This window comes from Pseudomonas sp. P1_A1, from assembly GCF_056406935.1.
Genome location: NZ_JBFTZE010000012.1, coordinates 143,837 through 158,342, shown reverse-complemented (window position 1 = coordinate 158,342; position 14,506 = coordinate 143,837). Strand labels below are relative to the sequence as shown.

Sequence of the window (14,506 nt, the reverse complement as noted above, 5' to 3'; positions counted from 1 at the left end):
TTGATCTTCTTCAAACAAAAACGCCGCGATCATCTCGCGGCGTTTTTGTATCTGCTGTCTTGCTTACCCCAGGTTCTTGCCGAGCAGCGCGTGGTACAGCTCGCTGTCGCCCAGGATCCCGACCACTTTGTTGTTGTCGTGCAGCACCAGCTTGTTGCCGGTCTGGTAACGAATCTGCAGTGCATCGCGCATGCCGATGTTGGAGTCCACCAGCGTTGGTCGACGACCCAGGGCTTCAACCGCTTGCCCCGGTATCCAGTTCTGCAGGTCCAGGCTCGAGCCATTCTGGCGTGCGCCTTTGATGGTGTTGCCTTCGGCCAGGTCCAGCCACGAATCGCCGCCCGGATCCAGGCACACCGAACCGTTGATGCGTTTGCAGTTGTCCAGGGTGCGCATCAGGCTGCGACCACACAATACGTTCAGCGGATTGGTGTGGGCGACGAAGGTGCGCACGTAATCGTCCGCAGGGTTCAGGACGATTTCTTCCGGCACGCTGTACTGGATGATCCGGCCGTCTTTCATGATAGCGATACGGCTGCCCAGCTTCAGGGCTTCATCGAGGTCGTGGCTCACGAAGACGATGGTCTTGCTCAGCTTGTTTTGCAATTCCAGCAGTTCGTCTTGCAGGCCTTGGCGAATCAGCGGGTCGAGGGCCGAGAACGGTTCGTCCATCAGCAGGATGTCGGCGTCCATCGCCAGCGCACGGGCCAGGCCGACACGCTGCTGCATGCCGCCGGAGAGCTCATTGGGTTTCTTGTTGCGCCACTGGGTCAGGCCCACCAGCTCAAGTTTCTCGTCCACCAGTTTGCGGCGTTCTTTCTCGGGGCGACCCTGCATTTCCAGACCGAAGCTGATGTTCTCGCGCACCGTCAGCCAAGGCATCAGGGCGAACTTCTGGAACACCATCGCGATGCGCTTGGTGCGCATCATTTTCAGCTCCGCCGGGGTGCAGGATGCGATGTCGATCTGCCGGCCTTCGTGTTCGACGAACAACTTGCCACGGCTAACGGTGTTGAGGCCGTTGATACAGCGCAACAGGCTGGATTTGCCAGAGCCGGACAGGCCCATCAGTACACAGATTTCACCTTTCTCGATGTCCAGGCTGGCCTTTTCGACACCGACGATTTGCCCGGTCTTTTTCAGAATCTCGTTGCGGGTCATGCCCTGGTCGAGCAGTTTGAGAGCCGCGCGTGGATCTTTGGAGAAGATCACGTCCACGTCTTCGAAGCGAATAATGCTCATGCGTCACCCCCTACTTTGGCTTCGGGTTGTTTGCAGATACGGTCGAGCATGATCGCCAGCAGTACGATCGCCAGGCCTGCTTCGAAGCCCAGTGCGATATCAGCAGTGTTCAGTGCGTTGACCACGGGTTTGCCCAGGCCGTCGGCGCCCACCAGTGCCGCAATCACCACCATCGACAACGACAGCATGATGCACTGGGTGATACCGGCCGCGATGCTTGGCATGGCGTGAGGCAGTTCGATGCGCGAGAGCAACTGACGGCGCGAGCAGCCAAAGGCCTTGCCGGCGTCCATCAGTTCGTCCGGAACATCGCGGATGCCCAGGTAGGTCAGGCGGATGGGCGCGGCAATCGCGAACACCACCGTCGAGATCAGACCCGGGACCACACCCAGACCGAAGAGGGTCAGGGTAGGAATGAGGTACACGAAAGTCGGCACGGTCTGCATCAGATCGAGCACCGGCCGCATCAGTGTGTAGAACATCGGTTTGTGCGCGGCGACGATGCCCAACGGCACGCCGATTACCACGCAGACCAGGGTGGCGAACAACACCTGGGCGAGGGTTTCCATGGTTTCCTGCCAGTACCCCAGATTGAGGATCAGCAGAAAGGAGGCGATGACGAAAACGGTCAGGCCCCATTTGCGTTGGATGAAATGTGCCAGTAGCGCGATGAGGCCGATCAATGCCAGCGGGTTGAACCAGGTCAGCGCAAAAGTCACGCCGTGGATCATCGTTTCCAGTGACACGGCGATGGCGTCGAAGGTGCTGGCGCCGTGTTGCGTCAACCATTCAACGAAGCTCGCGATGTACTGGCCTAAAGGTATTTTCTGATCAATCAGCATGGTAGTGAACGTCCGCATGCAAGGAAATAAACAGCCCGGGCGAGCTGGCTCGCCCGGCGTAAGCGATGCTTCCTAATTCAAGGCTGCGCAAGCTTGGTTTTCACGGCTTCCAGGCCAGGTTTACCGTCAATGGTGGTCACGCCAGCGAGCCAGGTATCGAGCACCTGTGGATTGTTTTTGAGCCAGGCCTTGGCGGCCGCTTCAGGCTTCATTTTGTCGTCCAGGATGTTGCCCATCAGAGAGCTTTCCATATCGACGGTAAATTCCAGGTTTTTCAGCAGTTGGCCGACGTTGCTGCACTCTTGGGTATACCCCTTGCGAGTGTTGGTCGCAACTGTTGCGGCACCGAAGTCCGGGCCGAAGAAGTCATCACCACCGGTCAAGTATTGAATCTTGAAACGCTTGTTCATCGGGTGCGGTGCCCAGCCGAGGAATACCACCGCGGTGTCGCGTTTTTGCGCGCGGTCGACTTGTGACAGCATGCCCGCTTCGCTGGACTCGACGACTTTGAACCCGGCGGTTTTGAGACCGAAGGCGTCTTTGTCGATCATGCTCTGGATCAGACGGTTGCCGTCGTTGCCTGGCTCGATACCGTAGATCTTGCCGTCGAGTTCTTTCTTGAATTTGGCGATGTCGGCAAAGTCATGCAGCCCTTTGTCGTACAGCGCTTGTGGCACGGCGAGGGTGTATTTGGCGCCTTTGAGGTTGGTGCGCACGGTTTCCACGGTGCCGGCATCCCGATAGGCCTTGATGTCGTTTTCCATGGTCGGCATCCAGTTACCCAGGAAGACGTCCATGTTCTTGCCGTCGGCCAGGGACTTGTAGGTCACCGGCACCGAAATCATCGTGGTCTTGGTCTTGTAGCCGAGGGCGTTGAGCACAACGCTGGTGGTCGCGGTGGTCGCGGTAATGTCCGTCCAGCCGACATCGGAGAAGTTTACGGTGCTGCATTGGGCCGGTTCCGCGGCTTGAGCCAGGAACGGCAGACTCAGCATGGCGGCCAACAACAACGACGGGGAACCTTTCATAGGGGCGACTCCTAAGTGTTTTTTTTGGCAGTGTTCCGACTGGACCACCGCACTTATCTGTTGCGGTTGGATGGCGTTTTGGAGACAGCTCTACCACAGCGCCTTGCAATCGAGTCGATACGATCATGTACCAGTGAAAATCTGACGCCTACAGGGTGCGTCGTAACCAGTACAGGGATGGTCGCATCCAGTGTCGGTGACGTCGTTTACAGCTTTTTTCAGCCCGATTTGCCCCTCTGATCCRCAAAAAAACGGCGAAAACATTGCGTAAGAGACCCGCGGCGCTAGTGGGCATGAGTGCGTCGGTGTGAGACGTTGAACGACATGGTAAAAGCCTGATGATGCGGCCATCTCGACGGATTGCAGCTTGAGCGTAGCAGCTCCGTCACTGGGCGCTTTTGCGCCTGGAGCAGGCACATCCAGGAGTTCAGCAGTAATGGCTATCAGTGTTTTCGACCTGTTCAAAATCGGCATCGGCCCTTCCAGTTCGCACACCGTGGGGCCTATGCGCGCCGCGGCGCTGTTCGTGCAAGATTTGCGCGAGCGGGGGCTTCTGGAGCAGGTGTGTCGCGTCGAAGTTCAGCTATATGGATCGCTCTCGGCCACCGGCATCGGCCACGGCAGCGACAACGCGGTGATCATGGGGCTGATGGGCGAGTGGCCCGACGCGATCGATCCGTCGCAAATCGGCATCCGTATAGAAGCCTTGCGTGAAACCCAAACGCTATTGCTCGACGGTCGTTTGTCGGTCCCGTTCATCTGGGCCCGGGACATGCGCCTGATCGACGAGAACCTGCCGTTCCATCCGAACGCCATGACCCTGGTCGCCGAAGGCGATCACGGCGAGCTGCATCGCGACACCTACTATTCCATCGGCGGCGGTTTTGTCGTCGACGAGGCGCAAGCTTCCAGCGGTGTGGTGGATCTGGATAACACCGTGTTGCCTTACGACTTCTCCAGTGCCGTCGAATTGCTCAGCCTGTGCAAGAAGCACAACCTGCGCGTGGCCGAATTGATGATGGCCAACGAGAAAGTCTGGCGCAGCGAAGAAGAAATCCGCAGCGGCCTGATGAAGCTCTGGCGCGCCATGCAGGATTGTGTGGAGCAAGGCCTCAAGCACGAAGGCATCCTGCCCGGTGGTCTTAATGTGCGCCGTCGCGCGGCCAAGTTGCACCGCAGCTTGCAAGAGCTGAACAAGCCCAACGTGATCGGCTCGACCTTGAGCGCGATGGAGTGGGTCAACCTGTTCGCGTTGGCGGTCAACGAAGAAAACGCTGCCGGCGGGCGCATGGTCACGGCACCGACCAACGGTGCGGCGGGGATCATTCCGGCGGTGTTGCACTACTTTATGAAATTCAGCGAGGCAGTGACTGACGCCAACGTGGTCGATTACTTCCTTAGTGCCGCGGCGGTGGGGATTCTGTGCAAGAAGAACGCCTCGATCTCCGGTGCCGAAGTCGGTTGCCAGGGCGAAGTCGGTTCGGCTTGCGCCATGGCGGCAGCCGGGTTGGCGGAGGTTCTTGGTGCCACGCCGGAGCAGTTGTGTAACGCGGCGGAAATCGGCCTGGAGCATAACCTCGGCTTGACCTGCGACCCGGTGGGTGGGCTGGTGCAGGTGCCATGTATCGAGCGCAATGCGATTGCCGCGGTGAAAGCGATCAACGCGGCGCAGATGGCGCTGCGCGGTGACGGTCAGCACTTTATCTCGCTGGACCGGGTGATCCGCACCATGCGTGACACCGGTGCCGACATGCACGACAAATATAAAGAGACGTCGCGCGGTGGTTTGGCGGTTAGCGCGGTGGAGTGCTGAAACCGAGTTGACCTGTGGAGAGGGGGCAAGCCTGCTCTCCACAAAGACCTCATGTGCTACACCAGACCAGTCAAAACTGCGCACCAAGTGAACACGCGCACTAAAACGCGCCACCTTTTGGCGCGTCGCAAACAGGCAAGCCCACCTCTCCGGTCGGGGATCAAATTCAAACCCTGACCGTTCGTCACCTGTGCCAGCGGTGACACTCTTGACCGCCGCGTCGCAGACCTGTTCCCACAAGTGCTACCGATTTGCTCACACGCAACGGGGGCACGGGTTTGGGGCCTTTGATGGCACTTTTAACCTCTTATCTCTGCGCGCCATATCTAGACGCATCGCGACGTCGTTTTCAGGAGTTATTGAACGCGCATTCAATTTAGGCATGGCAATTGCTCTGTCATTACAAAGCCCGTCTCCCACGCGAGAACGATGGCAATAAAAAGAGCCTCCGCCTGAGGCCATCACCCGCTTTGTGTGAGGAGATACCGCGATGACGACGTTCAACTCCGGGGCCCAACCCCAGAACCGTGCGCCTCAATCCATCGGCTTTCTGCTGCTGGACAATTTCACGCTGATTTCTCTGGCCTCCGCAGTAGAACCCCTGCGTATGGCCAACCAATTGTCCGGCCGCGAGCTGTATCGCTGGACCACGCTCACCGTCGATGGCGGTCAGGTCTGGGCCAGTGACGGCCTGCAGATCACCCCCGACGCCTCCATGCACAAAGCACCACCCATGGACACCGTCATTGTCTGTGGCGGCATCGGCATTCAGCGCACCGTAACCCGTGAGCATGTGTCGTGGCTGCAAAGCCAGGCGCGTCAGTCCCGTCGTCTCGGCGCGGTGTGCACCGGCAGCTGGGCCCTGGCGTGCGCCGGCCTGCTGGACGGTTTCGATTGCAGCGTGCACTGGGAATGTCTGGCCGCTATGCAGGAAGCTTTCCCTCGGGTGGCCATGAGCACCCGGCTGTTCACCCTGGACCGTAACCGGTTCACCAGCTCCGGCGGCACCGCGCCGCTGGACATGATGCTGCACCTGATCAGCCGCGATCATGGCCGTGAACTGTCGGCCGCGATTTCGGAGATGTTCGTCTACGAGCGCATCCGCAACGAGCAGGATCACCAGCGCGTGCCGCTCAAGCACATGCTCGGCACCAACCAGCCGAAGTTGCAGGAAATCGTCGCGTTGATGGAGGCCAACCTCGAAGAGCCGATCGACCTCGATGAACTGGCGGTTTATGTCGCCGTTTCGCGTCGTCAGTTGGAGCGGCTGTTCCAGAAATACCTGCACTGCTCGCCGTCGCGTTACTACCTGAAACTGCGCCTGATCCGCGCCCGGCAACTGCTCAAGCAAACGCCGATGTCGATCATCGAAGTGGCGTCGGTGTGTGGGTTCGTGTCCACGCCGCACTTCTCCAAGTGCTACCGCGAATACTTCGGCATTCCACCGCGTGACGAGCGCGTAGGCTCCAACACCACGCAACAAGTGGCGATGATGCCACTGCCGCAAGCATTGGTGCTGTCGCCGTTGTCCGGGCCGCTGTCGGCGTTGAGCCAGGCGCGTAATGAATCGACGTTTGCTAGCGTAAGGCTCTAAAGCTCTGATCGTTCCCACGCTCTGCGTGGGAATGCCTCAATGGACGCTCTGCGTCCGCTTCGGCAGGGACGCGGAGCGTCCCGGGCTGCATTCCCACGCAGAGCGTGGGAATGATCATGGCGAGGCGGTACTCAGGCGCTACGGCTTTGCTGATACTCCGCCAACGCAGGCAGCAATTGCTTGTCGATCGCCTGGCGCACGGCCGGCAGGATGGTCGCGCTGCTGGTGTACATCTGCTTGACCATGGTCCGCAGCGTCATCGCCCGTTCATCGTTCAAGCCTCGCACCGCACACTCGCAAGCCTGCTCGGCTGTAGAGCCACTCGGTACTTGAAAACCCAACGATTTTAGCTGGCCCAACAGGTCTTCCTGGTCAATCAAATCGGCGTGCATCATGACGCAATCCTTCTTCAGGGAACGGTGTCGTGGTTCGATTCTGGTAGGGGCTGTAGGCGTCGGCAAGGACGATTTGTCGCAATGGCCGCAATACCTATGAACAGGTCGCTTTCGGCTAACTTGCTAAGGATGGGAGTAGGCACACTGGACTCAGCTGGCTCCACGAAGGTTTGGTCACCCTCGCGCATCAGCTCCTCAACAGTACCCTCCTCAGCTCCGATCTTGTCACGGCTTGATCGGGGTTTTTTTTGCCTGCGAATCCAGAATTTGTGTTGTTTGTGCGGACGCCATCGCGGCGGTGCGGCGATCCGACAAGCCACGCTCCCACAGGGGGCGTGAGTAACCTGTGGGAGCGTGGCTTGCCCGCGATGAACGATGACGCGGTCTAGCGTTGTAAAACGAGAATGCGCGACAGCAATTCATCCCGGTCGACATAGCACCCCTGGAAATGCCGGGCGCCGGTGGCGGGGTCGAAGGCGTTGCGGGCGTGGAGGGTGCGGCGGTTGTCGAAGCACCACAACTCGCCGGGGTTGAGCCGTGTCATCACCCGGAAACGCGCCTCGCGGGTCATCGCAATGAAGCGCCGGTAAGCGCGATACAGCCTGGGCATCTGCTCCACTGAAGCATCGAATGGCCCACGCAGAAAGTTCGCCATGCGGATTTCCGACACTTGCCCGAACGCATCCAGTGCGATGATCGGCGCCAGGCAGCGGTAGTCGCTGTGGCGGTCCTTGTTGCGGAACTCCACGGGGATTTCACACAAGGCTTGAAACGCCTCGGGGTCTTCCTGGCGCAAGGCTTGGGCGATGGCAAAGCCGTCGACGAAAATACTCTCGCCACCGTCGGCGTCATTCACCAGGCAATGCAGAAATTGCAGCCCCGGTTGCAACTCCCGGGTCGGCAAATCGCTGTGCAGTGGCAGGTTGAAGGCGGTGTAGGCATTGCTGTCGGCATCGGCCTTGGATTGCACGTTGAACAGCACGCCGAAATTGCTCTCGCGGATGAACGAAATCCGCTGGGCGATCAGCTTCAGCGAGCCGGGTTCGGTGGGCACGCCGCGCACTTGGGTCAGGCCGAGGTCGCGCACCGCCAACAGCCATTGCAACAAGGCGCCGTTGTCGTTCATCAGCGCCTGGTAGTCGAATACCGGCAGCTTCAGGTTGCTGTTCCACAGCTGGCTTTTGGGCTTGGCGGCGCGACGTTCGGCGCGGGAATCGTCGTCGTAGGCATGGGCGCGTAACCAGCCGGGATCGAAGCGGCTGAGGTGGCCGTCTTGCCACTCGACGTTGAGGCAACCTTCGGCATCGACATCTGCCTTTGACGGCGTCAGGTCTTGCGCGACATCGACGATTTCCAGCACCTGTTCGCGCGTCACGGTGTAGACACACAGCGGGCACGGGCAGTTGTCGCGCAACCATTGGTGATGGAAAGGGCTGAGACGACCGTCAGCCCATTGCACGTGAATACGGTCCGCCAGGGTTTGCACGGCGGTCAACGCGCTGATCAACGGGTAAGTACGGAAGTCGGCAAAAGCGGCGGCGGTGTTCAATGGCGATCTCCTTGTCATTTTTTAGGCGGTAAAGCGATCACTCGGCCAATGTAGTCGGGGGCTGGAAGGTCGGTTTGCTCGGCGACGATGGCTTGCAGCTTGCTTAACGTGGCTTCGCTGAACGGCGCGGATCGCGGACCGGCGAGATCAACGTGGAGCAGCATTTGTTCGTTGCCGGCCAGTTCCTTGTCGTCACCGACCAGATGCAGGCTGTGATAGAGGTGCAGGCGTTTGCTGTCGTGGCCGATGATCTGGGTTCGCACTTCGACGTCAGCATCGAGCTTCACTTCGTGCAGGTAATTGAGGTGCAGTTCGAGGGTAAACAGCGAGTGGCCGCTGGCCTCGCGGTTGTTGCTGTCCATACCCAGCCGATCCATCAACGAGTCAGTGGCGTAGCTGAAAATCAGCAGGTAGAAGGCATCGCGCAGATGGCCGTTGTAGTCGACCCAGTCGGGGATGATTCTGGTTTGGTAGGTGGTGAGGGTGGGCATCTTTATCTCCGAACGTGATCGTTCCCACGCTCTGCGTGGGAACGCTTCCTGTGACGCTCTGCGTCACGCCTTTGGAACGCGGAGCGTCCCGGGCTGCATTCCCACGCAGAGCGTGGGAACGATCTGTGCGAAGGGTTATTCGCTGAAGGCCATCCCATGCTTCTCTTTGGTGGTCTTCACCGCCTCCAGCACCGCCAGCAAGCAATCGTCACGATAGCGTTCCAGTGCCGAGATGCTGTGTTTGCCCAACTGATCGCGGGTGCCATCCACCACATCGTCAATCAACTTGTCGGTTAGCTCCGGTGCCGGCAGGTACGTCCAGGGCAACTGCAACGCTGGCCCGAACTGCGCCATGAAGTGCCGCATCCCGGCATCGCCGCCCGCCAGGGTGTAAGTCAGGAAGGTGCCCATGAACGACCAGCGCAGACCCGCGCCAAAACGAATCGCATCGTCGATTTCACCCGTGGTCGCCACGCCGTCGTTGACCAGGTGCAGCGCCTCACGCCACAAGGCTTCGAGCAAACGGTCGGCGATAAATCCCGGCACTTCCTTGCGCACATGCAGCGGGCGCATCCCCAGGGATTCATAGACTTTCATCGCCGCTTGCACCGCTTCTGGCGCGGTGTTCTTGCCGCCGACCACTTCCACCAATGGCAGCAGATAAACCGGGTTGAACGGGTGCCCGACCACGCAGCGTTCCGGGTGCGTCGAACTCTCGTAAAACTCGCTCGGCAATAGTCCCGAGGTGCTGGAACCGATCAACGCATTGGGCTTGGCCGCCGCGCTGATTTTGCTGTGCAGTTCCAGTTTCAGTTCCAGACGCTCAGGGGCGCTTTCCTGAATGAAATCCGCGTCGCGAACACATTCTTCGATGGTGGCGACAAAGCGCAGCCGATCCTGCGATGCGCCGGGTGCCAGGCCTTGTTTCTCCAGCGCGCCCCAGGCATTGGCGACGCGTTTGCGCAGCGCCGCTTCGGCACCGGGCGCCGGGTCCCAGGCCACCACATCGAGGCCGTGGGCGAGGGCGCGGGACACCCAGCCGCTGCCGATGACACCGCTGCCCAGTGCTGCGAAGGTTTTGATATCAGTGATAAAGCTCATGGCGACTTCCTGAATTGGGCTCAAAAAAATGTGGGAGCGAGCCTGTTTGGCGATGGGGCTTGTCGGACCGCTTCGCGACCCAACGGGGGCAAGCCCCCTCGCCACACAAACTCGCTCCCACAGGGGGAAAGGGTGATTTGTTTCAACCGCGCTTGGTCAGGCCCATTTTTGCCCGGCCTTCGGCCGGGGTCAGAACGCGGGCGCCGAGGCGGCTGAGGATTTGCGAAGCGCGTTCAACCAGTTGGCCGTTAGTCGCCAACACGCCCTTGTCCAGCCACAGGTTGTCTTCCAGACCAACCCGCACGTTACCGCCGAGCAGCACCGCTTGCGCCGCCATCGGCATCTGCATGCGCCCGATGCCGAACGCCGCCCAGACCGCATTGGCCGGCAGGTTGTCGACCATGGCTTTCATGGTGGTGGTATCCGCTGGCGCACCCCACGGGATGCCCAGGCACAGCTGGAACAATGGGTTATCCAGCAGGCCTTCCTTGATCATCTGCTTGGCGAACCACAGGTGACCGGTGTCGAAGATTTCCAGCTCAGGCTTGACGCCCAGCTCTTGAATGCGTTTGGCGCCAGCACGCAGCTGGGCAGGGGTGGACACGTAAATGGTGTCGCCGTCGCCGAAGTTCAGGGTGCCGCAATCCAGGGTGCAGATTTCCGGCAGCAATTCTTCGACGTGGGCCAGACGGGTCAGTGGGCCGACCAGATCGGTGTTCGGGCCGAATTCCATCGGGTTCTCGCCTGCGCCGATTTCCAGATCGCCGCCCATGCCGGCAGTGAGGTTGACGATGATGTCGACGTCCGCCTCGCGGATGCGCTCCATCACTTCGCGGTACAGCGCCACGTCACGGCTGAACTTGCCGGTTTGTGGGTCGCGAACGTGGCAGTGGACCACGGTAGCGCCCGCCTTGGCGGCCTCCACGGCGGCCGCGGCAATTTGTTTCGGGGTGACCGGCACGTGTGGGCTCTTGGCGGTCGTGTCGCCAGCACCGGTGAGTGCGCAGGTGATGATGACGTCGTGGTTCATGAGGCGGTTTCCTTCAGGCTTGAGTTTTTTGGCGGAGCTTTGGCGTGTCTATCCCGCTCGCAGCCCGCATCGGGCTGCGAATCGGTGGTTCATTTCGGTTCTATTTGCTGGTCAGCTTCAGGTTTTCAGCGGCCGGTTTGCCATCGAAGGTGGTCACGCCTTCAAGCCAGCGTTGCTTGTCTTGCGGATGATCCTTGAGCCACTGTTTGGCCGATTCGAAAGCGTCCTTGTGATCCAGCAGCGGCTGCATCATCCGGCTCTCGTCTTCGGCGGTGAACGTCAGGTTACTCAGCAGGCGACCGACGTTCGGGCATTGCTGCGCGTAGTTCGGCGAGGTGACGGTCCAGACCGTGGCCATGCCTTCGTTCGGGCCGAGGGCGTCGTCGCTGCCGGTGAGGTAGGTCATCTTCACGTTGACGTTCATCGGGTGCGGCGCCCAGCCGAAGAACACCACGGCTTCCTTGCGGCGTACCGCGCGATCTACTGCCGCCAGCATGCCGGCTTCGCTGGACTCGACCAGCTGGAACTTGCCGAGGCCGAACTGGTTCTTGGCGATCATCGCCTTGATCTGGGTGTTAGCGCCCGAGCCAGGTTCGATGCCGTAGATCTTGCCGCCCAGTTCTTTTTCAAACTTGGCGATGTCGGCGAAGGTTTTCAGGCCCTTGTCGGCGAGGTAAGTCGGAACGGCGAGGGTGGCGCGGGCGTCCTTGAGGCTTGGCGCTTCAAGCACTTTGACCTGCTTGGCATCGACAAACGGCGTGATGGTCTGGGTCATCAGCGGGTTCCAGTAGCCCAGGAACAAATCCAGGCGCTGGTCGCGAATGCCGGCAAAGACGATTTGCTGGGAGGCGCTGGTTTGTTTGGTGCTGTAGCCGAGGCCGTCGAGCAGGACCTGGGTCATGGCGCTGGTGGCGATCACGTCGGTCCAGTTCACTACGCCCATGCGCACGTTCTGGCACGACGCGGGTTCGGCTGCCATGACACTGGCGCTCAAGAAAGCGGTACCGCTGAGTGCAAGAACACAGCTGCTGATCAGTCGTTTCATGTCGGGTTCCTCGGCAGGTCGTTATTGTGGGGTCCGGCATCTTCGTGTGCCGGTGATGCCAAGTTACGCAGCAACGCCCCCGTGAAAACGCACTGCGGCGACCAGCTCTTGCACTGCGGCGACCTGCGCACTTGAATGCCTCTTGCAAGTGGCGTATCAACGTCCACACGCTTCCCGCCCTCTCGTTACCTGCCAGTCGAGTGCGCTCCATGTCCCAGGATTTCTACTTCTTGTTGATGCCGGGTTTTTCGGCGATCGGTTTTATCTCGGCGATCGAGCCGCTGCGGGTCGCCAATCGTTTTCGTGGCGAGCTGTACCGCTGGCATGTGTTGAGCGCCGATGGCGGGGCGGTTCTGGCCAGTAACGGCATGTCGGTCAACGCCGATGCAGCGCTGGAGCCGCTGAAGAAAGGTGCGACTTTGCTGGTGGTCGCCGGTTTCGAACCGCTGAAGTTCACCACTCCGGCCCTGGAGCATTGGTTGCGCCGCCTGGACAACGAAGGCGTGACCCTCGGCGCCATCGACACCGGCAGCTTCATCCTCGCCGAGGCCGGCCTGCTCGACGGCCATCGCCTGACCCTGCACTGGGAAGCCATCGACGCCTTCAAGGAATCTTATCCACAGCTGAGCGTCACCCAGGAACTGTTCGAGATCGACCGTCGGCGCATCACCTCCGCCGGCGGCACCGCCTCTATTGACCTGATGCTTGACCTCATCGGTCAGGCCCATGGCCCGGAACTGGCGATTCAGGTCAGCGAACAATTCGTACTCGGGCGCATCCGTCCGCGCAAAGACCACCAACGCATGGAAGTCGCCACGCGATATGGCATCAGCAACAAGAAACTGGTGCATGTCATTGGGGAGATGGAACAGCACAGCGAACCGCCGCTCAGCACTTTGGAGCTGGCGGAATCGATCAAAGTGACCCGGCGTCAGCTAGAGCGCCTGTTTCGCCTGCACCTGAACGACACGCCGAGCAATTTCTATCTGCGATTAAGGCTGGAGAAGGCGCGGCAGCTGCTGCGCCAGACGGACATGAGTGTGCTGGAGGTGAGTATCGCCTGCGGGTTTGAATCGCCATCGTATTTCACCCGCAGTTATCGGGCGAGGTTTGAGCGGTGCCCGCGGGAGGATCGCCGACAAAGCCAGAAGGCCTGAAACCGACCTCCTACAGGATTACGTCGTTACTTCTTCATCAGTGCCGAGCACGCCGCTTTGTAAGCCTCGTGCTGATACTTGTTCAGCGTGGCCGGCAGTTCAAAGTCGAACTTTTTGTTCTGCGCATTGATGGTTTGCGGCGACAGCAGCGTCACCTCGCAATTTTCCAGCAACTGGAAAACCCCTTCGATCTTGAACGTGGTCGGCCCACCGGCGAACTCACCTTTCTTGCTGCGCTTCTTGATTGCGATCCGGTCGATTGAATTCTCACGAATAAACGACGCCACCTGAGCGGCAAAGACTTTGACGTTGGCGGCTTCGTCGTTATCGTCGAGGGCGATTTTCTTGGTGGCCAGCGCGACGTGGGTCAGCCCCTGATCGTCGAGGGAGGCCACGGCAAGGATTGCTTCGCTGCCTTTGATTTCGATACCGCAGATTTTCATTTGAATCCCTTTTCCTGATGCTGGCGTGCAGCTTACAGCTCTAGTTGATTGGCGGTGATGCCAAAAGCCGCGGCGATTTTCTCACGCGTGGCCTTGCGGGGCTTGGCAACCGTTTCCTGCTGGGCAAAGGCCGGTTGGGAGATGCCCATGCGTCTGGCCACTTCATCCTGCGTAAGGTTCAGGTGTTCACGCCAGGCACGAATTGGCGTCGCGCCGTCGACGATGCGACTGACCACTTCATGGGGGATCAGATCGGGCTCAATTTTTTGTGCCACATACTGCGCGTATGGAATGACTACGAATGCCGGTTTTCCCTCCGCGTCGTTGATGATTTGAATGTCAGTAGGGGCGTTCATCGCGTTTTTGACCTCTTGGATACTGACCACTTTGATCGCGCCATCCCAGTCGAACATAACCCGATAACTACCGACTCGCAGTCGATAGGCGTAGTCATGACCAACCAGTACTTTGACATTGCCTGCGTCAGGCATACCAGCTAGCGCCGTGATGGCATCCCTAACCTGGATCTGATGAACGGAATGCAATTTCAAGAGCTGCTTAACGGCCTTTCGAGTCCAGTGAATGCTGTTCATGGAAGAATATAAGTCTTTTATAAGATTTGCGAATATTTACTTATATTTTTCAGGTGGCCAACAAATGAAATTTGTCAGCATGTTGCTCGAAAAAACTGCGTTAAGCCTTGCTCGGCGGGGAATTGTAGGCTTGCTCAGTGAGGCTTGTGGGAAAGGTCTTTATTGAGGGTAAAAGCTGGTAGG

The 14,506-nt window shown here is 59.5% G+C and carries 15 protein-coding genes and 1 pseudogene; 4 read left to right on the top strand and 12 right to left on the bottom strand.

Annotated features, from left to right (window positions below):
• Window positions 1–63: 63 nt before the first annotated feature.
• The 3 genes from choV to AC1D2Q_RS19170 all read right to left on the bottom strand — a co-directional run bounded on the left by choV (window position 64) and on the right by AC1D2Q_RS19170 (window position 3,112).
• On the bottom strand, window positions 64–1,242 hold the full coding sequence (choV, locus tag AC1D2Q_RS19180; RefSeq protein WP_007937962.1) for a choline ABC transporter ATP-binding protein: 1,179 nt from the start codon (window positions 1,240–1,242) through the stop codon (window positions 64–66).
• A complete protein-coding gene (gene choW, locus AC1D2Q_RS19175; protein ID WP_018928772.1) occupies window positions 1,239–2,084 on the bottom strand; it encodes a choline ABC transporter permease subunit in 846 nt (281 codons plus the stop codon). The genes choV and choW overlap by 4 nt, the downstream gene beginning before the upstream one ends.
• Before the next feature lie 77 nt (window positions 2,085–2,161).
• Window positions 2,162–3,112: a choline ABC transporter substrate-binding protein gene (locus AC1D2Q_RS19170; RefSeq protein ID WP_477814199.1), complete on the bottom strand. Its 951-nt coding sequence runs from the start codon at window positions 3,110–3,112 to the stop codon at window positions 2,162–2,164.
• Window positions 3,113–3,548: 436 nt separating this feature from the next.
• On the opposite strand from AC1D2Q_RS19170, the gene AC1D2Q_RS19165 reads away from it, so the two are divergent.
• Together AC1D2Q_RS19165 and gbdR are read left to right on the top strand one after the other, a co-directional pair.
• Window positions 3,549–4,925, top strand: coding sequence for an L-serine ammonia-lyase (locus AC1D2Q_RS19165; RefSeq protein WP_477814198.1), 1,377 nt, complete (start codon window positions 3,549–3,551; stop codon window positions 4,923–4,925).
• A 490-nt stretch (window positions 4,926–5,415) separates the two neighbouring features.
• Entirely contained in the window at window positions 5,416–6,519 is a 1,104-nt protein-coding gene (gene gbdR, locus AC1D2Q_RS19160; RefSeq protein WP_007975492.1) for a choline metabolism transcriptional regulator GbdR, read from the top strand.
• Window positions 6,520–6,650: 131 nt separating this feature from the next.
• On the opposite strand, the gene AC1D2Q_RS19155 is transcribed toward gbdR, so the two are convergent.
• The 6 genes from AC1D2Q_RS19155 to AC1D2Q_RS19130 all read right to left on the bottom strand — a co-directional run bounded on the left by AC1D2Q_RS19155 (window position 6,651) and on the right by AC1D2Q_RS19130 (window position 12,130).
• Window positions 6,651–6,914, bottom strand: a complete 264-nt coding sequence (locus AC1D2Q_RS19155) for a hypothetical protein (RefSeq protein ID WP_007937979.1) — start codon at window positions 6,912–6,914, stop codon at window positions 6,651–6,653.
• Between the two features lie 385 nt (window positions 6,915–7,299).
• Complete coding sequence (locus AC1D2Q_RS19150) at window positions 7,300–8,463, bottom strand: gamma-butyrobetaine dioxygenase (RefSeq protein WP_477814197.1); 1,164 nt, start codon at window positions 8,461–8,463, stop codon at window positions 7,300–7,302.
• A gap of 14 nt (window positions 8,464–8,477) precedes the next feature.
• Window positions 8,478–8,954 (bottom strand): thioesterase family protein, encoded by a 477-nt coding sequence (locus AC1D2Q_RS19145; RefSeq protein ID WP_477814196.1) that lies wholly within the window; start codon window positions 8,952–8,954, stop codon window positions 8,478–8,480.
• Window positions 8,955–9,089: 135 nt separating this feature from the next.
• Window positions 9,090–10,055, bottom strand: coding sequence for an L-carnitine dehydrogenase (locus tag AC1D2Q_RS19140; protein WP_477814195.1), 966 nt, complete (start codon window positions 10,053–10,055; stop codon window positions 9,090–9,092).
• 142 nt (window positions 10,056–10,197) lie between these two features.
• A complete protein-coding gene (cdhC, locus tag AC1D2Q_RS19135) occupies window positions 10,198–11,085 on the bottom strand; it encodes a 3-dehydrocarnitine:acetyl-CoA trimethylamine transferase CdhC (protein ID WP_477814194.1) in 888 nt (295 codons plus the stop codon).
• 100 nt (window positions 11,086–11,185) lie between these two features.
• Entirely contained in the window at window positions 11,186–12,130 is a 945-nt protein-coding gene (locus tag AC1D2Q_RS19130; RefSeq protein ID WP_007937989.1) for a choline ABC transporter substrate-binding protein, read from the bottom strand.
• 209 nt (window positions 12,131–12,339) lie between these two features.
• On the opposite strand from AC1D2Q_RS19130, the gene AC1D2Q_RS19125 reads away from it, so the two are divergent.
• Window positions 12,340–13,287 (top strand): GlxA family transcriptional regulator, encoded by a 948-nt coding sequence (locus AC1D2Q_RS19125; protein WP_477814193.1) that lies wholly within the window; start codon window positions 12,340–12,342, stop codon window positions 13,285–13,287.
• Window positions 13,288–13,313: 26 nt separating this feature from the next.
• Here the strand turns inward: AC1D2Q_RS19125 and AC1D2Q_RS19120 are convergent, their stop codons facing one another.
• The 3 genes and pseudogenes from AC1D2Q_RS19120 to AC1D2Q_RS19110 all read right to left on the bottom strand — a co-directional run bounded on the left by AC1D2Q_RS19120 (window position 13,314) and on the right by AC1D2Q_RS19110 (window position 14,323).
• The gene (locus AC1D2Q_RS19120) at window positions 13,314–13,730 is read right to left on the bottom strand and encodes a DUF3010 family protein (protein ID WP_477814192.1); all 417 of its coding nucleotides are present in this window, start codon (window positions 13,728–13,730) and stop codon (window positions 13,314–13,316) included.
• Between the two features lie 32 nt (window positions 13,731–13,762).
• The gene (locus tag AC1D2Q_RS19115; protein WP_477814191.1) at window positions 13,763–14,086 is read right to left on the bottom strand and encodes a helix-turn-helix domain-containing protein; all 324 of its coding nucleotides are present in this window, start codon (window positions 14,084–14,086) and stop codon (window positions 13,763–13,765) included.
• Window positions 14,070–14,323, bottom strand: a pseudogene (locus AC1D2Q_RS19110) (type II toxin-antitoxin system RelE family toxin). Before AC1D2Q_RS19110 ends, AC1D2Q_RS19115 begins: the two are co-directional and overlap by 17 nt.
• On the opposite strand from AC1D2Q_RS19110, the gene AC1D2Q_RS19105 reads away from it, so the two are divergent.
• Window positions 14,322–14,489: a hypothetical protein gene (locus AC1D2Q_RS19105; protein ID WP_477814190.1), complete on the top strand. Its 168-nt coding sequence runs from the start codon at window positions 14,322–14,324 to the stop codon at window positions 14,487–14,489. The pseudogene AC1D2Q_RS19110 and the gene AC1D2Q_RS19105 overlap by 2 nt on opposite strands.
• Window positions 14,490–14,506 lie beyond the last annotated feature (17 nt).